The organism is Microcoleus sp. AS-A8 (genome assembly GCA_039962225.1).
GTDB lineage: Bacteria > Cyanobacteriota > Cyanobacteriia > Cyanobacteriales > Coleofasciculaceae > Allocoleopsis.
Window position 1 is genome coordinate 20,061 of the sequence record JAMPKV010000029.1, and the last position, 21,625, is coordinate 41,685.

At 46.9% G+C, this 21,625-nt stretch carries 19 protein-coding genes; 6 read left to right on the top strand and 13 right to left on the bottom strand.

Features of this window, described 5'->3' with window-relative positions; all coding sequences use genetic code 11:
* Positions 1-12 precede the first annotated feature (12 nt).
* Positions 13-2,943 (top strand): NACHT domain-containing protein, encoded by a 2,931-nt coding sequence (locus NDI48_27845; GenBank protein MEP0834980.1) that lies wholly within the window; start codon positions 13-15, stop codon positions 2,941-2,943.
* A gap of 66 nt (positions 2,944-3,009) precedes the next feature.
* Here NDI48_27845 and NDI48_27850 read toward each other — a convergent pair whose 3' ends face one another.
* Positions 3,010-3,999 carry a glycosyltransferase family 2 protein gene (locus tag NDI48_27850; protein ID MEP0834981.1) on the bottom strand — a complete coding sequence of 330 codons (990 nt, stop codon included), beginning with the start codon at positions 3,997-3,999 and terminating at the stop codon, positions 3,010-3,012.
* 110 nt (positions 4,000-4,109) lie between these two features.
* Here NDI48_27850 and NDI48_27855 point away from each other — a divergent pair, with 110 nt between their 5' ends.
* Positions 4,110-5,738, top strand: coding sequence for a cyclic peptide export ABC transporter (locus NDI48_27855; protein MEP0834982.1), 1,629 nt, complete (start codon positions 4,110-4,112; stop codon positions 5,736-5,738).
* Positions 5,739-5,815: 77 nt separating this feature from the next.
* Here NDI48_27855 and NDI48_27860 read toward each other — a convergent pair whose 3' ends face one another.
* The 3 genes from NDI48_27860 to NDI48_27870 all read right to left on the bottom strand — a co-directional run bounded on the left by NDI48_27860 (position 5,816) and on the right by NDI48_27870 (position 10,264).
* Complete coding sequence (locus tag NDI48_27860) at positions 5,816-6,646, bottom strand: phytoene/squalene synthase family protein (protein ID MEP0834983.1); 831 nt, start codon at positions 6,644-6,646, stop codon at positions 5,816-5,818.
* 906 nt (positions 6,647-7,552) lie between these two features.
* A complete protein-coding gene (shc, locus tag NDI48_27865; protein ID MEP0834984.1) occupies positions 7,553-9,484 on the bottom strand; it encodes a squalene--hopene cyclase in 1,932 nt (643 codons plus the stop codon).
* A 78-nt stretch (positions 9,485-9,562) separates the two neighbouring features.
* On the bottom strand, positions 9,563-10,264 hold the full coding sequence (locus NDI48_27870; GenBank protein MEP0834985.1) for an SGNH/GDSL hydrolase family protein: 702 nt from the start codon (positions 10,262-10,264) through the stop codon (positions 9,563-9,565).
* A gap of 90 nt (positions 10,265-10,354) precedes the next feature.
* Here NDI48_27870 and NDI48_27875 point away from each other — a divergent pair, with 90 nt between their 5' ends.
* Positions 10,355-11,587 (top strand): glycosyltransferase, encoded by a 1,233-nt coding sequence (locus tag NDI48_27875; GenBank protein MEP0834986.1) that lies wholly within the window; start codon positions 10,355-10,357, stop codon positions 11,585-11,587.
* A gap of 112 nt (positions 11,588-11,699) precedes the next feature.
* On the opposite strand, the gene NDI48_27880 is transcribed toward NDI48_27875, so the two are convergent.
* The 9 genes from NDI48_27880 to NDI48_27920 all read right to left on the bottom strand — a co-directional run bounded on the left by NDI48_27880 (position 11,700) and on the right by NDI48_27920 (position 18,036).
* The gene (locus tag NDI48_27880; GenBank protein ID MEP0834987.1) at positions 11,700-12,230 is read right to left on the bottom strand and encodes an SH3 domain-containing protein; all 531 of its coding nucleotides are present in this window, start codon (positions 12,228-12,230) and stop codon (positions 11,700-11,702) included.
* Positions 12,231-12,252: 22 nt separating this feature from the next.
* Positions 12,253-13,767 (bottom strand): AAA family ATPase, encoded by a 1,515-nt coding sequence (locus NDI48_27885; GenBank protein ID MEP0834988.1) that lies wholly within the window; start codon positions 13,765-13,767, stop codon positions 12,253-12,255.
* A gap of 93 nt (positions 13,768-13,860) precedes the next feature.
* Entirely contained in the window at positions 13,861-14,364 is a 504-nt protein-coding gene (locus NDI48_27890; GenBank protein ID MEP0834989.1) for a YceD family protein, read from the bottom strand.
* Positions 14,365-14,466: 102 nt separating this feature from the next.
* Entirely contained in the window at positions 14,467-14,958 is a 492-nt protein-coding gene (locus tag NDI48_27895) for an RNA-binding protein (GenBank protein ID MEP0834990.1), read from the bottom strand.
* Positions 14,959-14,960: 2 nt separating this feature from the next.
* Entirely contained in the window at positions 14,961-16,112 is a 1,152-nt protein-coding gene (yidC, locus tag NDI48_27900; protein MEP0834991.1) for a membrane protein insertase YidC, read from the bottom strand.
* A 202-nt stretch (positions 16,113-16,314) separates the two neighbouring features.
* Entirely contained in the window at positions 16,315-16,707 is a 393-nt protein-coding gene (locus NDI48_27905; protein MEP0834992.1) for a PH domain-containing protein, read from the bottom strand.
* Entirely contained in the window at positions 16,697-17,101 is a 405-nt protein-coding gene (gene rnpA / locus NDI48_27910) for a ribonuclease P protein component (GenBank protein MEP0834993.1), read from the bottom strand. The genes NDI48_27905 and rnpA overlap by 11 nt, the downstream gene beginning before the upstream one ends.
* A gap of 78 nt (positions 17,102-17,179) precedes the next feature.
* Positions 17,180-17,317 (bottom strand): 50S ribosomal protein L34, encoded by a 138-nt coding sequence (gene rpmH, locus NDI48_27915; protein ID MEP0834994.1) that lies wholly within the window; start codon positions 17,315-17,317, stop codon positions 17,180-17,182.
* 179 nt (positions 17,318-17,496) lie between these two features.
* Positions 17,497-18,036 carry a DUF2808 domain-containing protein gene (locus tag NDI48_27920; protein ID MEP0834995.1) on the bottom strand — a complete coding sequence of 180 codons (540 nt, stop codon included), beginning with the start codon at positions 18,034-18,036 and terminating at the stop codon, positions 17,497-17,499.
* A 544-nt stretch (positions 18,037-18,580) separates the two neighbouring features.
* On the opposite strand from NDI48_27920, the gene NDI48_27925 reads away from it, so the two are divergent.
* Genes NDI48_27925 through NDI48_27935 form a run of 3 tightly spaced genes read left to right on the top strand, consistent with a single transcriptional unit; the run spans position 18,581 to position 21,483 of the window.
* On the top strand, positions 18,581-19,726 hold the full coding sequence (locus NDI48_27925; GenBank protein ID MEP0834996.1) for a Re/Si-specific NAD(P)(+) transhydrogenase subunit alpha: 1,146 nt from the start codon (positions 18,581-18,583) through the stop codon (positions 19,724-19,726).
* A 60-nt stretch (positions 19,727-19,786) separates the two neighbouring features.
* Complete coding sequence (locus tag NDI48_27930; protein MEP0834997.1) at positions 19,787-20,083, top strand: NAD(P) transhydrogenase subunit alpha; 297 nt, start codon at positions 19,787-19,789, stop codon at positions 20,081-20,083.
* Complete coding sequence (locus NDI48_27935; protein MEP0834998.1) at positions 20,080-21,483, top strand: NAD(P)(+) transhydrogenase (Re/Si-specific) subunit beta; 1,404 nt, start codon at positions 20,080-20,082, stop codon at positions 21,481-21,483. The genes NDI48_27930 and NDI48_27935 overlap by 4 nt, the downstream gene beginning before the upstream one ends.
* The last annotated feature ends 142 nt before the right edge of the window (positions 21,484-21,625 follow it).

A 21,625-nucleotide genomic window follows, 5' to 3' on the forward strand; every position in this document is an offset into this window, starting at 1 on the left:
CGTTAGGACAAAATGCTGAATTATAAAGAGGTTAAGAACCTGTCGAGCTGTGGGTATGTTATGGAATTATGGGATGACTGGGATGATTTTCTAAAAGGCATAGCTTTTGATCACAAATTGAGTGTAGAGCAGCAAGCGGTTTTCTTTGTGAGGTTGTCTCGGCTGAGCATCGATGAGAAAAGGACAAATCAGCAGATTGCCAATGAAGTTATAGGAGGAGAACCGAATACGGCTCTTTATGCGTATAACAAGCGCATGAAAGAGGTATTCGATAAGCTTTCTCACAGTTTTCCTGAAATTAACGCCGAGAGTAGAGGGAAAGTCGAGAGGACACAAGCTTGCCTGGAGAAAGCGTACTTAGAGCAGCAGAACAAGAAAAAATCTGAGGCTGCTTCTCATGCGATCGCTCCTCCTAACTGGCGCAAAGTTTGCCGCGAGATGCTGGAGACTCAAAAACAGAACCTCAGACGACAAGTGACTCAGATGGGGTTTGAATTAAATGTCTTTGTCCCTCTGGGATTAGTCGATCGCAAACAGCAATCTAGACGCAGCAGTGATTTCTCACTTCCAGCAGAGCAAGGTTCGGGTTTTTTCCAGTTAGAGAAGGAAGAAATCATCAAGACGTATGAACATGATGAGTTTCTAGAGCAAGTTATTAAGCAGAGACAACGCAAAAAGAGCAACGGGAAACGCATTGCCATTATTGGCGAACCGGGTGCAGGGAAAACGACTCTGCTGGAAGCGATCGCCTTCTCTCCAAAAACCCCAGGTTTCCCCATTTGGATTTCTCTGGGAAGCTTGGGAGAGAAAAGCTTAGAAGAATACCTCTGTCAGAAGTGGCTAAAAGATGCGCTTAAAACTTCAGATGCCACACAACAGCAGAAAGCGCTAGAAGAACTGTTTAAAAGTGGTGAAGTGTTGCTGCTGTTGGATGGGGTGGATGAGATGTCAGCACCCTCACCTGTCGAAGCTTTAGCCAAAATCAGGGATGAACTCACAGGTTGGGTTGCGGGTGCGCGGGTGGTGTTGACTTGTCGCGTCAATGTCTGGGATGCCAGCGTTAATGCGCTACAGGGTTTTGATACTTATCGCACCTTGGAGTTTAGCTATGGGGATGGCAATAAACCCGATCAGGTGAGAGAGTTTATCTGCCAGTGGTTCTTTAAAGCTGAGAAACCAGAACTAGGGGAACCGTTACGGAAAAAGTTAGACGAAGACAGGCATCAGCGCATCCGGGATTTAGTCAAAAACCCAATGCGGTTGTCATTGCTGTGTCAAAGCTGGTATTTCAACCAAGGGGATTTGCCGAAAACTAAAGCGGCGCTTTACGAGCAATTTACGCGAGCTTTCTATAATTGGAAAGAAGAACAATTCTCCACAACTCCGATAAAGCGGAAGAAGTTAAACGCGGCACTGGGACTATTGGCACGAGAGGCAATTGATAAGGAAAAGTCCCGGTTTGGCATACGAGAGAGTTTTGCTCTTGATGTCATGGGGGAAGATCTGTTTAAGTTAGCAACTAAAAAACTACATTGGCTGGTTCATATCTACAATGATGCAGACACAGGTCAACCTATCTACTCCTTCTTTCATCCCACCTTTCAGGAATATTTCGCAGCTTGTGCCATACCAAATTGGGAGTATTTCCTAAACCACGTTCCGGATAACCCAAAGCAAGGCACTTACCGAATTTTTGAGCCGCAGTGGAAGGAGGTATTTTTGCTATGGATGGGGCGAAAGAAAGATGAAATTTTTAGATCAGACAAAGAACTGCTGCTCTGTACATTAGGTACTTTTAAAGATGGATGCGGTGATTTTCAGCTTTATTACTATCGAGCGTTGTTCTTGGCATCAGCGGGTATAGCAGAATTTGAAGATTGTAAATCTGGTGATTTAATTGTAAAACTTCTTTTCTCTTGTGGGTTTAATGATGAAGGGGAATCATGTTTTAATCCTTTTGATCCGATTGCCGAATCTGCCAGATTGGCAGTTTTAGAAATAGATAGGAATCGAGCAATTAAACATTTAAGTTATTATAGAGATAATAGCCAAGATGACTATCTGAATCGAGAAGCAATATACCTATTGGAAAAACTCGGCATACATGATAATAATTCACAGAATGATTTCAATTTACCTTTTATTTCTGAAGAGGAAGAAAATCGTATTGAGGAGCTGGTAAGTTTAATAAATCAAGAATCCTATAAAAAAAGAATGTCAATTGAATATTTGCTCGACAGTTTAAAAAATAAGCCTCAAGGTACGATTAATTATTTAATTAAGGTTATGAATGAAAATAAGGGCAATGAAGTTATTGCTGAAGTTTTTAAAAAAATATCCAACGGCGATCATCTATATTTAATAGTTAAATCTTTAAAAAGATATGTAGATAGTAATTTAAGTAGAAGTGAGTATTTTGACTATTTCTATGATATCATCTGGCATTGCGCCCAAAATATGAACTATCCAGATTTTCATAGGGCTTGGCACGGTGAGCCTTCCCCTGCTCAAACCTTAAAAAGCCAACTTACCAATATCCCCTCTCAAATTCAACCCACTGACAAAACCTATCCCATTGCCATCGACACTCAAACTCTGAAACTTGAAACAAACAAAAGCGCGATCGCACAAAAATTCTGCACCAAGATTTACCGCAAAGCTGACTACTTCGATATTCCCACAGTTAACGATGCTGCTCAACTTCAGCAGTACATTCCCCGCATCCAAAACAAGTTACAGAAGCAAAACCTAGCTTTAATTCTGCATGGCTGTGAACCCAACGAACATCTGCTCAACTTCTGCTACAGTCTTGCAGATCCAGACATAGGGCTTTACATCGGTTTGATTACCAGCCAACCTTTAGAACAACCCCTGAAAGGCTTTCTACCTAATCAAGATAATCTCCTCAGTGCAATTCAAAGCTGGATTGATGAGATTGCTTGAGACAAAGTGCGATAAGCAAGAGCAAACCCTCCGTCCTCTCTTTTGTGCCAGTCCTGAGAGGAGGGGTTAAACTTCACCCAGAACCTGGTTGTAAGTCTTCAGTAAATAACTAGGTTTCAAAAAAGTAATAAAATAACCCACAGCCACTAAAGCGACAGTACTCAACGCAACTGGCACAGCCAAAGGCAGATAAATTAGGTGACGGGGTTCATTTGCTAGCATCTTCCCGACGCGATCGCAAAAAACTCCTAACTTATCCTTCATCCCAGCCATCGAATCCTGGTATTTCCCTTGAGTCAGATTGGCTTGAGCAAGTAGAATATTTTGCCAATAATAATCATGACCAATCAGCAAAAACCGCCAGAACCAATGGGATAAACTCGATGGTGGAGCGTGCATTGCCCTCGCTTGCGGCTGTCTCCAAAGAGTGTACCCTTGCTGACAAAGCTCGTGAGCATGAATGGCACAATTGCCACGATACAGAGGAAGCGAGATCGGAATGGGATGCTTCAGCAGAAACTCGCGCCGAAACGCCACATTATTCAGGAAGTATTGACAGGTTGGAGTCAGGCTTTGCTCTCCGGAATAGGGGGGAAAGATGTACGCGAGTACCATTGCGGTTCCATACACCCCTAATCCCCGTGTCATCGTTTCCCCAGCGACAAGTTGAACCTCATCTCCTTGAGTGAAGGGCATCAGGATGTTTCTTAACCAGTTCCTCTCATAACTACAATCAGAATCAAAATAAACCACAATTTCCCCTGTAGACAGTTGAGCACCCAACATCTTGGCTTTGTAATAGCCAGTGCCCAGAGGAACTTGATGTACTTTAATCCAGGGGTATTGTTCACAAAGCTGCTCTAGCAGGTTGGCGGGAGCATTGCCGCTATCAATCAGCCACACCTCATTAGCATGGGTTGGCGAAATGTCTTGATGCGCGAGGGACGCCAAAGACTGAGACAAACCCTTAAGGTCGGCATTTGCCAAGTTTTCTGTTTCTAACACGATTGAAAAACTGGGTAAGTGCTTCTCTGCTGGTATCTGTACCTGTCCCATCGCTTATTCCTGTCCCTGATCCGTAATCCATTATCTATCAGCGTCATTGCTCATTGTTCATTGGGCATTCAGCATTGATAATTGTTTTTTATTACAAACTTAATAGTTTCATGAATTTAATTTACTTTCTCCTGCGCTCTTCCTGGAGAATGGTGGCGATCGCCATTGTCACTGGTTTTTTGAGTGGGGGTAGTAGCGCGGGTTTGATTGCACTGATCGGTCATGCTATGGGTAGCGGTATCGCTTCCGCCCCAACATCGATCGCGTGGGGTTTTGCTGGATTGGCGCTGGTTGCGCTCCTAACGAGTATCTTAGCGAGGGTAGTGCTGATTCACCTCTCCCAAAATGCCATCTTCCAACTCCAAATGCGCTTGAGTCGCCAAATTCTCGCCACGGAGTTAAGCCATCTCGAAAAGCTGGGTTTCCCCCGCCTGTTGGCAACCCTCACGGAAGATGTCCAAGCTATTTCTAATGCTGTTTATATCATTCCTTTCTTATGTATTAACATTGCCATTGTTGCGGGAGGCTTAGTCTACATCACTTGGCTATCCTGGAAAGTCTTTCTGATTGTTGTGGTGTTGTCGGTGATTGCATTAGGCAGTTGTCGGGTGCTGCTCAAACGCGCAAGGCAACTAATTGCCCTCGCCCGCGAAGAACAAGACCAACTGTTTAACCACTTCCGCACCATTACCGAAGGAGTGAAAGAACTCAAACTTAACTATCAACGCCGCCAAGATTTCCTCACCCAAGATTTGCAAGCTACAGCAACTAACTTCCGCCGTCATAATACCGAGGGTTTGACTTTATTTGCCACTACCGATAGCTGGGGTAAACTCATCTTTTTTTTCGCGATCGGTTTAGTCCTATTCGTGCTGCCAAATCTCATCGTTATCGATTTGCAAACTCTCGCCGGCTACGTCTTGACCTTCACGTATTTAATCGGCCCCATGGATAATATTGTCAACAAACTTCCCCTCATTAGTAAAGCTAATGTGGCTTTGCAGAAGATTGAAACATTAGGTTTTTCGCTCACGAGTTGCAATGAAGCGGCGATGATTCCACCTCAGCTCAAGTCATCTTGGCAAAGCTTGGAATTCAAAGGTGTGACTCATACGTATCAACGAGAGCAAGAAGACATCAACTTTACCGTTGGCCCGATTAACCTGACGCTTCGACCCGGACAATTACTGTTCATCATCGGCGGCAATGGCAGTGGTAAATCAACCCTGGCAAAGCTGATTACCGGACTCTACATTCCAGAAACAGGAGAAATTCAGTTAGATGGAAAACTTATTAATCAGCAAAATCGGGAATGGTATCGCCAACATTTCTCTGTAGTTTTCTCCGATTTTTATTTGTTTGAGCGACTGTTGGGGTTTGATAACGCGGATTTAGATCAGCAAGCTAAAGAATACCTCAAGCAACTCCAACTCGACCACAAAGTTAAAGTTGAACAGGGAAGACTCTCGACCACTGCCCTTTCTCAAGGACAGCAGAAACGATTGGCGTTATTGAGCGCCTATTTAGAAGATCGACCGATTTATCTATTTGACGAGTGGGCGGCAGATCAAGACCCCCTATTTAAGGAAATCTTCTACACACAGTTTCTCCCTCAACTCAGAGATAGGGGCAAAACCTTACTCGTCATCAGCCATGATGACCACTATTTTTACTTAGCAGACCGCATGATCAAACTGGACTATGGCATGGTCGAGTTTGACAAGCGATCGCACCCATAAATTACTCAACCCATGTCCAAGAGCCCTAGCATGGGGCTAACGTTCAAACGTCAGCCCCATGAGTGGCTTTAGCCGGTTTATCCAATCGCTGTCTCACGCTTCGCTACCTGTTCAATTAGAGCCAGCACATCACTACGGCTAAGCTTCTCTTTACCGTTACTCAATGCATCCAAGGTGCCATGAGCCAACAGCAGGGGAATTTGGCAAAACGTCAAAGCCGGACCCTCCGGAAGCGCGTTGGTGTAGGCATCGGCAAGGGCTAAATTGCGACGTGCATAAGCTTGCATCGCATCTTTACTCCAACCTTCGGGATAAAAGTCTACTCCACGCGCCAGATCGTCGGTGTGGTTACGGAGAATGTTGACCGCTTGTAACCCTCGACCAAACCCAACCGCCTGCATCCGGTTTGTCTGGGTCCCATCATACCAAGTCCATAAGTCGGAGAGTAACAATCCCACCGCACCTGCAACGCTAAAAGTATATCGATCTAAGTCCGATTCGGTTTGAATACTCCAGTTGTTATCTGCCCAGTAAGCCATTCGATCCGCCATGGCTGCCGTAGCATCCCAAATCCGAGGCGCAATATCTTCAGGTGCCAAACTTGACCATTCGCCAATCCGAATGCTTACCTCTGGTAATATTTCTTGGTGTAGACTGAATCCCTCAGAGAAGTCATGGAGCGCAAAGCCATTAACAGCGGCTTGCAACTTCAGGCTAATCATTCGCAACAGTTTTGCCTTAGAGGGATTATCGACGCTTGGATGATCTTCGATTTCATCAATGGCACGCATACATAAGTAAGCGGATGTGACGGCTTCTTGCAGCCTCAAGGGTAAATAACTAATTGGGATGTAAAAAGTCCGGCTAGTTTCTTCTAAAACTTCTAAGGCATCTTCACGTAGAGCCATCTGTTGCACTCCTATGATTGATTGTTACACCAAGCTACAATCCAACATATCTTCTTTTGTCACTTTCGTTATCGGAAAATCAGCGACTTCTCTATATATTGGCGGGCTTCCCTTGTGGGAAGAAATAGATTAAGAAACATTCATCATACTTGAAATGTGGACGACTTTTTATTAATTTTTTTGGTTTTATTTTTATCTTTAGAAAAATCCGAAAAAGGATAAATTACAATTAATTTTTCATTCTAAATTAACGAATGCCTACTTAATTTATTACTCCCTGTATTCAAGATTACAGTTGAAAATTACACTTTAAGTTTCGAGGATTCTTTAAGGACAGCGTCATCCAATCGAGCGTTTGACTTTATCCTCTAAAATGAAAATCATGTTGTTGATATATACAATAATTCGCTCTGTGACACAAGCAGGTTCCAGTTAATTTATGTGAGGTAGAAGCGGTTAACTTTTGAAAAGCACAGGCCGACAAATTTAAGTAAAAGTGGGCGAGTTAATGCTCAACGATAGGAATTCATTGAAGCTACCCAAAAAGGTAACAATGGCAAAACACAACCCTAATATAGATTCGCCATGAATCCTAAAAACTAACTTGAGAAGAAGAAAAAAAGTTGGGGATTACCTATCCTTGGCGCAGTTTTATTTTTTATATTTACCTTGAGAGCCTCCCAAATCTATTAGTAAAACCTTTTTCTAAACTTCTTCCCTTAACTGAGATACAGAGGGTCGTGAAGACTCAGTGTAAATCCTTAGAAAACCTCTCCGAAAATTAAGTTTCAGTGATGGTGCTACAAGGATTTCAGGTTAATTATCGGAGAGGTCTAGAGTGTTGCAGAGAGTGTCAAGACAGCATTTTTGGTATTGTCTTGCGACCGTTACAACATTGGGGATGAGTTAGCCAGAAATTTCTCCCCGCTGAGTCAACAAAGTTTGATGACGACCAAAGGCCATGAGCGGAAAATATTGTTGATAGAGATGATATTTCAGATAAAAATGACTGGGAAAGCCAGTCCCTGTAAATTCCGATTCGTTCCATGTGCCATCCGAGCGCTGGGTGTTTAAAAGGTAATTTACACCCCGTTCGATTGCCTCACTGGCAAATTTTCCAGTCGCCTCACCCGCCGCCATTAACCCAATTAAAGCCCAAGCGGTTTGGGAAGCTGTACTCGTTCCTTGTCCTTTGAGAGCTGGGTTATCGTAACTGCGGCAGGTTTCGCCCCAACCTCCATCTGAATTTTGGCATCCAACCAGCCAAGCCGCACCTCGTTCAATACGTCGGCAGTGAGTTTGAGGCGCGATTAAGGCTAGGGCAGAAAGAGCACCACTGGTTCCGTAGATATAATTAACTCCCCAACGACCAAACCAGGAACCATCCGCTTCTTGTTCACGAATCAGATAATCAATCGCTCTTGCCGTTTGATTGGCATCGATGGACAAGTTACAGCACCCCAGCATTTCTAACACCCGTGCCGTTACATCTGCTGTGTTCGGGTCAATCATCGCTTTCAAGTCACCATAGGGCAACTGATTGAGCCAATCTTGATTATTGTCCAGATCAAATGCCGCCCAACCCCCAGCTTGGCATTGCATCGAGGCAATCCAATTCACAGTACGAGCGATCGCAGCTTGTTTCAACCGTTCATTCGGGAGTTGCGCCTGATGGAGAGCCATCACCACCACCGCCGAATCATCCACATCCGGATAAAAGCGATTCTCAAACTCAAACGCCCAAGCACCGGGTTTTCCTTGTTTATTCTTAACCGCCCAATCGCCGTAATCTAAAATCTGCTTGCTCAATAACCATTCTCCCGCCCGAACGACGGCGGGATGCTCCGGCGAGAAACCCGAATCAATTAAGGCGCGAATCGCCCAAGCGGTATCCCAAACGGGCGAAATGCAAGGCTGAATACAATAACTCTGTTCGGTTTCAATGGCAAAGTTATCTACGGCTTTAAGTCCCCGGTGGACAATGGGATCGGCTGAATCATAATCTAAGCAGCGCAACGCCAGAAGCGAGTTCAGCATGGCAGGAATAATCCCTCCCCAGTCTCCCGTGGCTTCTTGCCGCTCTAGAATCCATTTTTCAGCCGCCTTGATGCCTTCTTGGCGAAAAGGGACAAGATTTAAGCTTTCGGCGAATTTAAAGCCATGATCCAGAACTAGAAATACGTCTGTCCAATCAGAATTTCGGGGTAAATCAAACCGGGCATTTTCCCTGCCTTCGGTATAGAGTTCATCGAGAGTAATTCTGGGATTGACCTGAAACACCGGTTTGCGATCAAGGACAATGAGGAGAGGAACTGTGCTTGAGCGTGCCCAGCTTGACATTTCGTAGATGTTGAAGGGAAACTGTTCTGGCAACAGCATCACCCAAGGTGGCAAAGAAGGAACGCCTTGCCAGCTATAGCAGCCAATCAGGGCTAGATGGATTTTAGTGAAAATGCGACTGCGACTAATTCCGCCCCGTTTTAAAATAAAGGTTTTGGCTCGAAGCATGGCTGGGTCGGTTTCCGATACCCCCAGCAACTTGAGCGCCATATAGGCTTCAACGGAAGTACTTAACTCTCCACCATCTCCGTAAAAGAGTTCCCAACCCCCATGCTCTCGTTGTTGCGATCGCAGGTAATGTTCTACTTTGTGTAGGGGACGTTCTAAGTCAGTTCCCCAAATCTTGTGGAGCAGAACGGCTTCTGCGGTGATGGTGACATTAGATTCTAACTCAGCCCACCAGTAGCCGGCTGGATTTTGAATCGAGAGTAAATAGTTTTGTGTTGCAGCGATCGCTAGAGCCAATCTTGATGCTGTAGCCTTGTCTTGCGTTTGCATTGGTTTCCCGTCTATCTGTAACACTCCCCACACAAGGCAGAATCATAACGGAAAACCTCTCAGATTTCCAAGGAGTATCTATGGGTTCGGAAGTACCTTTTTCAGGGCAGCAAACCAACGGGAGGCCATTTTCCGTTCACCCACTTCACTGGGATGACAGCCATCATAGGTATCAGCGCCTGCTTTGGGGTTGAAGCCACTAAACTGATCGACAACAACGATGGGTGACTCCTGAGTGTTCGTCCTCCGGGCTAAATTCCCAATCAGCTTATTGAGTTGTTGAATTCGCGGTGGATTTCCACAGGGGATAATCTGTGCAATCAGCAGCTTTACCCGTGGGTTGACAGCACGTATCCGCTGAATCAGTTGCCGAAGTTCCTCGATGGTACTCTCCAGGCTTTGTCCACGAGTCAGATCGTTATTTCCCAGATGAATCAGCACGATGTCGGGTTCGCTGATTCGCATCCAGCCGTCAATTCTTTCCAATACCTCATCTACGCGCCAACCCCAATGTCCCTCGTGATCGGGGTCAAAGTCTGATAAGGGAGAAGGCCCTTTAAAATTCTCTCGTGTTGACCCAACAAAATCAACGTTGTAACCCGCCTTACGTAATTCAAGCCAGAGGGGACGACGATAGCTATTATGCTGAGTATTCCCCTGCGTGATCGAATCGCCCAACGGCATGATGCGCGTCGGATTTGCGGATGGCTCCGCTTTTGATGTCGCCGTCGTAATGCACAAGACACTTAAGAGAGTTCCGGCAACGAAAGCTGGCAGCATGAACCTGCCAATTGAGAGGTTGAACTTCAACTTGCTCCTGGCTCCTGAACTCTGAAAGATAAGGGTAAAGATAGTGTATTGTGCTTTTTGATGTACACAAGACTCAACATGCTGCTGGGTGAGATGGGGTTAGGATTGACCGTTCTATCTTTGCTGATTTGGCTCGGATTGCTGGGCTTTCGGGGTCAATTTTGGCGAACCGATCAGCGTTTAGAAGCAGTAGAAACACCGCCACAGCCCACCCCTTCAGAATTATATCCATCAATCTGTGCTGTCGTCCCGGCTCGGAATGAGGCTGAATTGCTACCCGTAACCTTGCGATCGCTCCTCAACCAAGACTATCCTGGCTCCTATTCGGTGATTTTGGTGGATGATCACAGTACTGATGGTACAGCGAGTGTTGCTCAACAGGTTGCCCAAGAACTGAACAAAAGCTGGCAGTTGAAAATGATTCCAGGTGTACCCCTGCCTGCGGGTTGGACGGGAAAGCTTTGGGCGATGGAACAAGGCATTCGCCATGCTCAGAACCTAACCCCACTGCCTGACTATTTGCTGTTGACGGATGCCGATATTGAACATGACAGTGGCAATCTCCGCCGCCTCATCGCCAAAGCACAACAGGCAGATTTAGATCTCGTTTCCTTGATGGTGCTACTGCGATGCCAGGATGTTTGGGAGCAATTTTTAATCCCAGCGTTTGTGTTCTTCTTTCAAAAACTCTATCCCTTTCGTTGGGTGAATGACCCCTTTAATCCTACCGCCGCCGCTGCTGGGGGATGTATTTTGATTCGTCGTGAAGCGTTAAGTCGCATTGGTGGATTGCAGGTGGTTCGCCAAGCACTCATTGATGATTGTGCCTTGGCTCAAGCCGTAAAGTCGAGTCGTTCAGAGGAAGGGAAAGGCAGAAGTCGCATTTGGCTAGGACTTACGACTTTAACCCGGAGTTTACGCCCTTATCCCTCTTTAGAGACGATTTGGGAAATGGTGGCTCGCACCGCCTATACACAGTTAAACTATTCGCCCTTATTGCTGTTGGGAACGCTATGTGCTATGACTCTGGTTTACTTGGTGCCGCCTGCGGGAGCCATCTGGGGAGGATTGACGGGAAACGGGATAGTTGCGATCGCGGGTTTATCGGCATGGCTGTTGATGAGTGTGGCTTACTTCCCTATCGTCCGATTTTATGGGTGTTCACCTGGGTTGGCATTTTCCTTACCTGCGATCGCTTTTCTGTATACTCTGATGACTCTAGACTCTGCTATACGGCACTGGCAAGGTCGAGGCGGTGCTTGGAAAGGAAGAATGTATTCTGAGAGAGGGTAGGGCAAGCTTTTTTTTCACAAAGAAATCTCCTTTGTGTTGACAACTAAAGCTTGAAGGAGAAACTAGAGAACTTTTTCATCCTTCATCCTTCACAGGTGATATTTCAGATCCATTATTCACTTTTTGCTGTATTGCCTGCCTTAATCCAACCTTCTTGATTACCCTCAACCACGCGCACCTGTTGCCATCTGCCATCGTCGCTTTGTTTGAGAACGAACAATTCCTGATTGGCAGCAACACCGCCAATACGGTTTGACTCGAAATTAGGCGCGTCGCGCAGACTCAAGCCTTCTGGCCAAGTCACACGCGCTTTATAAGCTCCTGGTGGCAGTTTTTGGATGGGCGACTTACTAGGCGTGGGAGTGGGTTGACTGCTCAGTTTGGATTTAGAAGTCTGAATTAAACTGGCTTTCTTAGCCATCGGGAACTTCTTCTGTTGTTCTTCCGCAAAGATAGGTTTGGCAGGACTAATAGAGAGCCTTGTCCAGAAGTAATAAGCCGCACCCAGACCACAAAAGACCAAGAATATGATGCCGACAAAAAAACCGAGGATAAACTTAAAGATGCCTGACAAACTCATAGGGAGTTGTGGGTAATTGGTAATGGGTAATGAAGGGGTAATGGGTAATCGATCTTTAATCACCCACTATCCATAAACAATCGGGTTACTGAAATTGACGCTGAATGCGATTGCTCAAACGGCTATCTCTAGATGCCATTCGGGCTTTTCCGGCAGCTGCCCAGTTTTGTAAAAATTGGATTTGCTCTTGTGCGGTTCGAGCCAAGGGGATGATCTGGCTGGCGGATTCCAAGATATCATCGGTGGTGAAGTCTCGGTTTTGGCTGAAGCCAATGTGCATGGCTTCGATTAGGGTTTGCTCGATTTCCGCTCCCGAAAAATCAGGTGTTTCGTAGGCTAATCGGTCTAAATCGTAATTCTTTAAGTTATGAGGCCGCAGTCGAGATAAATGTAACTCAAAAATTGCTCTGCGTTCTTCTTGGCTGGGTAAACCCACAAAAAAGATTTCATCAAACCGCCCTTTACGCAGCATTTCTGGGGGTAACGCTTGGATATTGTTGGCGGTGGCGACGACAAAAACGGGGGATTTTTTTTCGGCTAGCCAGTTGATAAAGGTGCCAAAAACGCGGCTGGTTGTTCCGGCGTCTCCTTTAGAATCAATACCAGAAAAGGCTTTGTCAATTTCATCAATCCACAGGATGCAGGGAGCAAGCGCTTCTGCTAACTGAATCATTTGTCGGGTGCGGGATTCCGATTCTCCCACTAAGCCCCCAAACAGACGCCCCACATCTAAGCGTAGCAAGGGTAGGTGCCAGTGATGGGCGATCGCCTTTGCGGTTAATGATTTTCCAGTGCCCTGAATTCCCACTAACAGCAAGCCGCGAGGATGGGGTAAACCATATTGTCTGGCTTGTTCGGTAAAAGCACCGCCCCGCCTCAGCAGCCAGTCTTTCAGGTTATCCAAACCACCAATATCAGAAATTTTCTCGGTTGTTGGGTAAAACTCTAAAATTTGCGTCTGCCGAATCGATTGGCGTTTTTCTTCTAAAATTAATTCCACGTCTTCGGGTTGAATTTCGCCATGAGAGGCGATCGCACGAGCAAGAACCCGACGAATCCGTTCCAGAGATAGCCCCTGTGCAGAACGTACTAGCTCATCTAGAACTTTATCGCTCAAGGATTGTGCTGTCGCGCCCAGCAAGCGTTGAATTTCGGCTTTGATTTCCGAGGCGTTGGGTAAAGGAAATTCCACCACCGTCAGCACTTCTGCTAACTCCGCCGGAACGGCGACTTGTGGCGACAGGATGACAATATTCTTGGGTTGGGATTTTAGGCGTCGTGATAAATTTCTCAGTTTCCGAGAAACGGAGATATCGTCTAAAAAACGGTGAAAATCTCTTAATATAAAGATAGCGGCGGCGCTTTGGGCTACTTTCTCCACAAATTCTAGCGCTTGTAACGGATTGCGGCGTCCGAAACCGACATCATTCGGGTTGCCCTGGTAGCCGTCCACGAAATCCCAGATATAGACAGCGCGATCGCCTAAACGTTTCCCCGCTTGTGCGATCGAGGCTTCCACTCGCTCTTCTTCCGGCGTGGGAATATAAATTAAGGGGTAGCGAGCCCGGAGAAGCAGCTCAAATTCATCATTAAAACTCATGACACACCAAGGTTATGGGCAACACCAAGAATTAAAAATTGAGACAACTTTTTTTAAATTGCGTATTTTTAATTCTTGCTCCAAATCGGCAGACTATCCAGGAAGCTGTTTTTTCAGGTTTTCCAGAGCTTGCCAACGCTGATCCGTGGGCGCGGAACTCCCCTGTTGATTAATCTGAATACCTGGGCAATTCGAGTCACAAAGCTGCCGAGGGGGAGTTGCCAAACACAGTTGCTCGTATAGCCAAACGTCTGGCTGAAAATAGCCTTGGGGTGGCAGCATTTCAACCAAGTCTTCCAACGCCGTCTCCCGTTCTAATGGTCCTTCATCCGGTTGGTCGGCTGATTCATCTAACCAAACCATTTCCGAGGCATCAACTTTTAAACGGTGATTGTACTGCTGCAAGCAGCGATCGCACGTTAGGGTAATAATGGTTTCCGCTTGGGCAGAAACTTCTAGATAATTCCCTTTATGCGTCACTTGCATTCGACCGCGCACTGGGGTGAGCGTCTCTAAACCAGCAATGCAATCGTTAACCGGAATGACCTCTGTCTGCTCTGGTAGCTTAAGCAGCCAAGGAATATGAATGGCTTCCATGATGCTTATCCTTTTTTTAATTAACCCCTAGGCAGCTAAAAAATAAACCCTGAAACGAAGATCTGTCTGGAAACGCTCATCGTTCCCCAACAACTCTACTCTTTAGCGTAGACGCACAACCAGGCGTCGGTCAGGCTCCTGTCCCCGGCTTTGAGTCTCCAAGTCTTCGCATTCCTTCAAAAAGGTATGAACTTGACGCCGTTCTGCGGAGGACAAGGATTTCATTTCATATTCTTGTCCCGTCTCGCGCACTGTCTGGGCGGCATGAGCCGCCATCGCCCGGAGTTCCTCTTGACGCTGGAGGCGATAACCATCGATTTCTATGGTATAGGCGGCTTGTCCCTCTTCCTCCTGCCCCAAATTCAGAATTGAATTAGCCAGGTACTGAATCGCATCCAGGACTATTCCGTCTGGGCCAATCAAAATTTCAATTTGTTTGGGAGTCAGTCGGGTTTGATCGATGGTTAACCAATAGTTTGGCTTATCGTCACCTGAGTCATCGGTTAGGGTTGGCGTCACCTGTGCCGCCAACTTGGATAAACGCAGGAGTTCCTCAAGCCACTGCTGACCCCGCTGCATGAGCTGCTTGTCCATAACTAACTCGAAGCCTTTTTCTTAGAACGCCGTTCAAAAGGCAGTGATTCCCGCTTCTCCCCAGCTTTGGTTTCTTTCTCTTGCGTCTCCATCATTTTTTGAATGTTTTCGGGCAAGGGTTCGCGCATCAAAATAAAGGTCTGGGCTGTCTGAAAAATATTGGCAATCACCATGTACATCAGCACGCCAGCAGGCAAGGGGAAGAATAAGAACATCCCAGAGAACAGAATTGGAGTGAGCTTATTCACCGTTGCTTGCTGCTTTGAGGCATCATCACTCGAAGCGTTTTGACCCGAAAGTAGCTGGTTTACATACAAACTAATGCCAAACACGAGAATCATGCTAATGACATCCCAGTGGATCCTTCCATCGGGTTCAAAAGCGCCCACACGCCCTAGAGCCTCAATGAAGAGAAATCCTTTATCAGCGGCTAGTCCGGGCAGGCTGCCCTGAAGCGTTACTTCTCCGGGTTCTACTGCTTCTAGAGTTCCGTCTTCCTGAATCCGGATGTGTTCTGCCCCTTTGGTCACTTGCCATTTGGGAGCAATTTTCGTCTCCGGATAATCGACCAGCAATTTGCTCAGAGGCTTGCCTTCAACGGTTTGAAACTCTACTTGGGTTTTTTCTCCAACGACTAAACGGCTTCCCCCCGGAAGAATAGCCGCCACTGGGGCATGAACGCCATCAGCGATGTAAATGTTTTGGGGTTTGGTGGCAAACGCTTGGGGCTGAATCAACTCCATCTGCTCTCTGGGAAAGATTTGGAGATTGACGGCGTAATTAACGTCAGAAAACGGTGACCCCCGCAAGGTCGCAAATAAGGCAAACAATACCGGCATTTGCAGCACGACGGGTAAACAGCCCGCTAGGGGATTGCCAAACTCTTTGAAGAGTTTGCCCATCTCTTCCTGCTGTTTAGCTGGGTCATCTTTGTAGAGTTTTTGAATCTCTTCTTGCCGCTTTTTCATTAGCGGTTGGGTGATTCGCATACGCCTCATATTGCGAATGGAACCAGCGTTCAAGGGAAAGAGGGCAAAGCGAATCACCAGGGTCAGCGCCACGATGGCGAGACCATAGCTTGGCACAATCCCGTAAAAGAAATCCAGGATTGGCAGCATGACGTTGTTGGAAAGAAACCCGACACCAAAATCCATTCGTGTAAAGTCTACCTAGGCGCTGTAAAGTTTTCTGAATCTAATCTATCTAATATTCGTGCCAATGCGAGACGGTTATCCGGTAAGCATTGATAAACACCCCAATTCTGCTTGGCCTGAAGGCAGAAGGTTGGGGATGTGAAGCGTTGATTCTTGTTCTTTGTCGGTCACAGAGGTTGAGCCTCTTACGACACCCTTGGCTCTAAGCCTTGACAGAATCGAGCGGTCTACCTGTTTTTTGGGCGGCTTTTTCAGCAATGTGGTCATAGATTTCGCGGAACCGGGGAATGGCGCGTATTTCCAGACGACTGCCATCTTTGAGGGTGACCACAATGTCTCCCCACCCTCCAAAACCACGGGGAACTTTAACGACTTTGACCACCTCTGAAAAGATAATGTCTGTGCGATCGCGCCCCTGCCAACCCCCAGTGATCGAAATACGGCGATCCGTAATTCGATAGCGCAGCCATAGGGAACGAACAATAGCTCCCACCGTCAAGGGCAAGCAAATCACCGTGAACCCTAACAAAATATTAATAATCAAATCGCCAACATGGGGGCCACCTTCGTAGAAGACTTCCTCTTTAATGCCCATTTAATACCTCTGCTTCTGCCAACAACTGCTCTAATTCTCGCAAAAATTGTGCATAATCGCACCGCTCGGCTCCTGGCCGTACCCCTACTATCAGTTGCCATCCTGGAGAGAGTTGGGGTAACAACTGGCGTAAAGCTGCCCTAAGGAGCCGCTTAATTCGATTGCGAACAACCGCTTTTTTACTAACTTTTTGACTGACAGAGATGCCAATGCGAGTTGGAGACTGGTCTTGATTTGGCGACGATAACCTCTCAGACATCGGGGCGTCCACGGTACTGGTGCGTCGGGGCAAACCTCGCAAAGTTAAATAACGCCCAGTTCGACGTATTCCTTTTTGATAAACGAGCTGAAAATCTCGCCAGTGCCTGAGTCGATGCACTTGAGGCAATGCCACGCTTCTACTCCAGTACGAGGACACAACCGACAGCTAAAGAAGGAAGGCAACCACTACTCGATGCAATAGTCACTCAAACTATACCGAGAGACGATGACGTCCTTTGCTTCTACGAGCTTTAATTACGTTCTGACCGTCTTGGGTACGCATCCGTGCGCGAAAACCCGACTTTCTTTTCCGTTTGCGGCTGGTGCCGCCTAGAGTACGTTGAGTCATATGCTGTTACTTCCCAAAAAATCAATCTGACGCTTTGTTCAAGAGCCACAATCTATTACAGTAGCACTTTGACCGTCAAGGGGATTGGTCATCCCTGGTGAGGCATAGAAAGTTGCGCCGTTAAAAGTTCTCTTCAGCTCACGGAGTTTCTCCTCCACAATCCTGTTACAGAGGGGTTTTTAACCTCCACCAATACTCAAAATCCAAGTACCGACGTAACGGGGTAATGGAACATCACCAGGCGTCAGCACCTGAGCGTTGAAATAGTACATCCCACCAAAGGGTGGATTTTTAACGTTTGAGAAGACGATCTCGATACTATTCCCCGCCTGGATTGCGTCCTCTAACTGAATCTGAATGACGTGATTTTCTTTATCCCAGTTCACTTCTGAGATAGGCATCTTTTTGTTTTTGACACGCACCTCAACTCTTTTGGGGTCAAACTTGCCGTCGAAATAATCGGGATAAGAAATGGCAATCTGGGCAACCCCTAACTCCAATTTCTTGGCAGGGATTTTAAAGCGGTAACGATCCCAGCCGTTCGGCTGACCGCCATAATCTAAGTAATAGTTCAGCTGATTTTCACGAGCAACACCGCTCCACAGTGTAAAACCTGGGTTGCTCTGTGCCCAGCTTTTGATGGAAAACCCCGTGATGATACAACCCGTAACGGCTACGGCAGAAATCATGCGTCGGAGCGACGATTTTTTGGAGAACATAGGCTGACTACTCTTCCCGTAGGGTAATGAGGTTTGTCACTAAACTTTACTATTTTTGACTCTTTTTGAGAGTATCAAAGTTGAGTTACTGCGGATAATCACAGGTGGTGACGTTAAAGACTCTTAGAAAGTGCCTCGGAGACTGGCCTTGACCCTTGATCGGTAAGTCGCTCTTTCCAGGAAGGGTCGGGTCGGGAAAAACCGTGAGGCATATGGGAGAACAGTACAGTAAATTTTAACCAGAATGAGACCGTGATTAAAATTTTGTTAAAGTTTTTTGAGTCGCTTGTCAATGCCTGGGAGCAATTTGATTGAGCCAGTGAATATTTAAGACAAGTTAAAGATCGCATTCAGGATCGGGTAGGCAACACTAGGATGCAAGTGAGAACATTACTTGCATCCCTTGCCAAATCGGCTTGCTAAGTGCAAAGTATTAGTTGCTCTCTGGTGCCGCCAGAGAGATATCTGCCTTGCCAATTCAAACGGCTAGTTCTGTTTAAGTAAGTTTACTCATCCTCACTAGCTTAAGTCACAAGGAGCGTTCATGAAAATAGCGATCGCGAAAGAAATTGAAGTCGGTGAGCGTCGCGTCGCCTTAAATCCGGATACGGTTGCCCGATTAGTGAAACAGGGCTTAGAAATTTGGGTAGAAAGTGGTGCCGGAGAGGGTTCATTCTTCAGTAATGATGCCTATGAAGCCGCTGGTGCCAAAATCATCTCTGATGTCAGTGCATTGTGGGGTGAAGCCGATGTTCTGCTAAAAGTTGGCCTCCCGAAAGAGCATGAAGTTCATCAACTACGGGAAGGGAGTGTGTTGATTAGCTTCCTCAATCCCTTAGGTCAGCCAGAGGTGATTGAGCAACTCGCGAATCGAAAAGTCACGACATTTAGTATGGAGCTGATTCCGCGTACCAGTCGTGCTCAAAGTATGGATGCTCTCTCCTCTCAGGCGGGTGTAGCAGGATACAAAGCGGTACTGATTGCGGCGGCGGCGGCACCCAAGTTTTTCCCCATGTTGACAACGGCGGCAGGTACAATTAAACCCGCCAAGGTATTTGTGATGGGCGCTGGTGTTGCAGGTCTACAAGCCATCGCTACGGCTAGACGCTTAGGTGCTGTAGTGGAAGCCTTCGATATTCGCCCAGCCGTTAAAGAAGAAGTGCAGAGTCTCGGTGCTAAGTTTGTCGAAGTGACACTCGAAGAAGAAACCGTAGCCGCAGGGGGTTACGCCAAGGAGATTTCTGAGGCATCAAAGCAGCGGACTCAGGAAGTTGTTACGGAACATGTTAAAAATGCCGATGTTGTAATTACAACAGCTCAGGTTCCGGGGAAAAAAGCCCCATTACTGGTTACTGAAGAAATGGTGCAACAGATGCAGCCTGGATCTGTGATTGTTGACCTGGCAGCAGAACAAGGCGGCAACTGCGCTTGCACGGAACCCGGTAAGGATGTTGTGCGTAATGGGGTTACGATTATTGGCCCGATTAACTTGCCTTCTTCTATGCCTGTACACGCCAGTCAGATGTACGCCAAGAATATCTCCACCCTGTTGCAATACCTGGTTAAAAATGGGGAGTTACAGCTGAACTTTGAAGACGACATCATCAATAGTACTTGTGTTACCCATGCCGGAGAGATTCTCAATCAACGGGTAAAGGAAGCCTTAGTTCAGGTTAGAACAGCTGTGTGAAGCACCTTTTGTTCCTCTCTAATTTGTTGCATTGAGTAACAGCAAACCGTCTGTAAATTTATGACAGCAGCTACATTACTTTCAAGTTTGTTTGTATTTGTGCTGGCGTCTTTTGTTGGTTTTGAAGTGATCAACAAAGTGCCGCCAACGCTCCATACCCCCCTCATGTCCGGAGCCAACGCCATTTCTGGCATTGCTGTGATTGGGGCCTTAATCATCTCTGGCCCTAAAGAGTCAAGTCTCACCGTGATTTTGGGCTTAATTGCCATCGTGCTGGCAATGGTCAACGTGGTAGGTGGCTTTCTGGTGACGGATCGGATGTTGCAAATGTTTAAGAAGAAAGAGGTGAAGGCATGACCGACTTTCTCCCAACGGGGATCGAGCTGAGCTATTTAGTTGCAGCCTCGCTATTTATTTTGGGCCTGAAAAAGCTGGGTTCACCGGCGACAGCACGTCAGGGCAATGTCATCGCTGCCGTAGGCATGTTGCTGGCTATCGTGGCGACGCTACTAGAACGGCAGGTACTAAACTATCAGATGATTCTCTTGGCGCTGGTCATTGGCTCAGTGCTGGGTGTGATTGCGGCCTATAAAGTGCAAATGACCGACATGCCTCAGATGGTCGGTTTGCTCAATGGTCTGGGGGGTGCGGCCTCTGCCTTGGTAGCGATTGGGGAATTCTGGCGCTTGTTGAGTAGTGGGGAACCGGTCACCCTGTACGCCACGATTACGATTATTCTCGGCGTCTTGATTGGTGGGGTTACCCTGACGGGGAGTTTAGTGGCGTTTGCTAAATTGCAAGGGCTTCTTCCGGGTGCTCCGATTACGTTTCCGTTGCAACAACCCGTCAACGCCCTGATCTTGATTGGCTTTCTCGCGGCGGGTGGTTATCTCATCGCCACACCTGGTAATCTCTCCATTTTCTTGGGACTAGTTGCCATCTCCCTTGTACTCGGCGTGCTGTTTGTCATCCCAATTGGCGGTGGTGATATGCCAGTGGTGATTTCACTGCTGAACTCTTACTCTGGCCTAGCCGCGAGTGCGGCGGGTTTTGTCGTGATGAATAACATGTTAATCATCGCTGGCGCATTGGTCGGCGCGTCGGGAATCATCCTGACTCAGATTATGTGTAAAGCGATGAACCGTTCTATTGCTAGCGTGCTGTTCGGTGCTTTTGGTTCGAGCGGCTCCGTTAGCGTCGCGGGAGGTAGTGGCAGCAGTGACCAGACGGTCAAGAGCGTTGACGCGGAAGAAGCGGCAATGATGCTGGGCTATGCCCGAAATGTAGTGATTGTTCCTGGCTATGGGATGGCGGTAGCTCAGGCACAGCACGCCGTGCGAGAGTTGGCGGATCAGTTGGATAAACTGGGTGTTGAGGTTAAATATGCCATTCATCCGGTTGCAGGTCGGATGCCGGGACACATGAATGTGCTCTTGGCGGAGGCCAATGTGCCTTATCCCCAACTTTACGATATGGATGACATCAATCCCCAATTCGATGAAACCGATGTGGCTCTGGTAATTGGTGCCAACGATGTTGTTAATCCAGCCGCTCGCAGCGATGCGGGGAGTCCAATTTACGGAATGCCGATTTTAGAGGTGGACAAGGCTAAGCACGCGATTGTGATTAAACGCGGCATGAGTACGGGCTTTGCCGGTGTTGATAATGAGCTGTTTTACAAAGACAAAACGATGATGCTCTTTGGTAGCGCCAAGGATGTCGTGGCGCAGCTAGTTTCTCAAGTGAAGCAGCTTTAACCAAGGTTAAACATTAAGCTCTTCCACAGCGATTTTGCACTGTCATTGTTGTTTAAACTCTTGTGGGATTGTGGGATGGGCCGAAAAGCCTGTCCTAATATGAGCAAGTTAAATGTGGAATAGCTGATCAGGTTGAAGGTTG

What these genes read in the sequence shown, in the direction of transcription:
- NDI48_27845 (MEP0834980.1), top strand. Translation starts at nt 13, where the DNA reads ATGCTGAATTATAAAGAGGTTAAGAACCTGTCGAGCTGTGGGTATGTT.
- NDI48_27850 (MEP0834981.1), bottom strand. Translation starts at nt 3,999, where the DNA reads ATGGGACAGGTACAGATACCAGCAGAGAAGCACTTACCCAGTTTTTCA.
- NDI48_27855 (MEP0834982.1), top strand. Translation starts at nt 4,110, where the DNA reads ATGAATTTAATTTACTTTCTCCTGCGCTCTTCCTGGAGAATGGTGGCG.
- NDI48_27860 (MEP0834983.1), bottom strand. Translation starts at nt 6,646, where the DNA reads ATGGCTCTACGTGAAGATGCCTTAGAAGTTTTAGAAGAAACTAGCCGG.
- shc (MEP0834984.1), bottom strand. Translation starts at nt 9,484, where the DNA reads ATGCAAACGCAAGACAAGGCTACAGCATCAAGATTGGCTCTAGCGATC.
- NDI48_27870 (MEP0834985.1), bottom strand. Translation starts at nt 10,264, where the DNA reads ATGCTGCCAGCTTTCGTTGCCGGAACTCTCTTAAGTGTCTTGTGCATT.
- NDI48_27875 (MEP0834986.1), top strand. Translation starts at nt 10,355, where the DNA reads ATGTACACAAGACTCAACATGCTGCTGGGTGAGATGGGGTTAGGATTG.
- NDI48_27885 (MEP0834988.1), bottom strand. Translation starts at nt 13,767, where the DNA reads ATGAGTTTTAATGATGAATTTGAGCTGCTTCTCCGGGCTCGCTACCCC.
- NDI48_27890 (MEP0834989.1), bottom strand. Translation starts at nt 14,364, where the DNA reads ATGGAAGCCATTCATATTCCTTGGCTGCTTAAGCTACCAGAGCAGACA.
- NDI48_27895 (MEP0834990.1), bottom strand. Translation starts at nt 14,958, where the DNA reads ATGGACAAGCAGCTCATGCAGCGGGGTCAGCAGTGGCTTGAGGAACTC.
- yidC (MEP0834991.1), bottom strand. Translation starts at nt 16,112, where the DNA reads ATGGATTTTGGTGTCGGGTTTCTTTCCAACAACGTCATGCTGCCAATC.
- NDI48_27905 (MEP0834992.1), bottom strand. Translation starts at nt 16,707, where the DNA reads ATGGGCATTAAAGAGGAAGTCTTCTACGAAGGTGGCCCCCATGTTGGC.
- rpmH (MEP0834994.1), bottom strand. Translation starts at nt 17,317, where the DNA reads ATGACTCAACGTACTCTAGGCGGCACCAGCCGCAAACGGAAAAGAAAG.
- NDI48_27920 (MEP0834995.1), bottom strand. Translation starts at nt 18,036, where the DNA reads ATGTTCTCCAAAAAATCGTCGCTCCGACGCATGATTTCTGCCGTAGCC.
- NDI48_27925 (MEP0834996.1), top strand. Translation starts at nt 18,581, where the DNA reads ATGAAAATAGCGATCGCGAAAGAAATTGAAGTCGGTGAGCGTCGCGTC.
- NDI48_27930 (MEP0834997.1), top strand. Translation starts at nt 19,787, where the DNA reads ATGACAGCAGCTACATTACTTTCAAGTTTGTTTGTATTTGTGCTGGCG.
- NDI48_27935 (MEP0834998.1), top strand. Translation starts at nt 20,080, where the DNA reads ATGACCGACTTTCTCCCAACGGGGATCGAGCTGAGCTATTTAGTTGCA.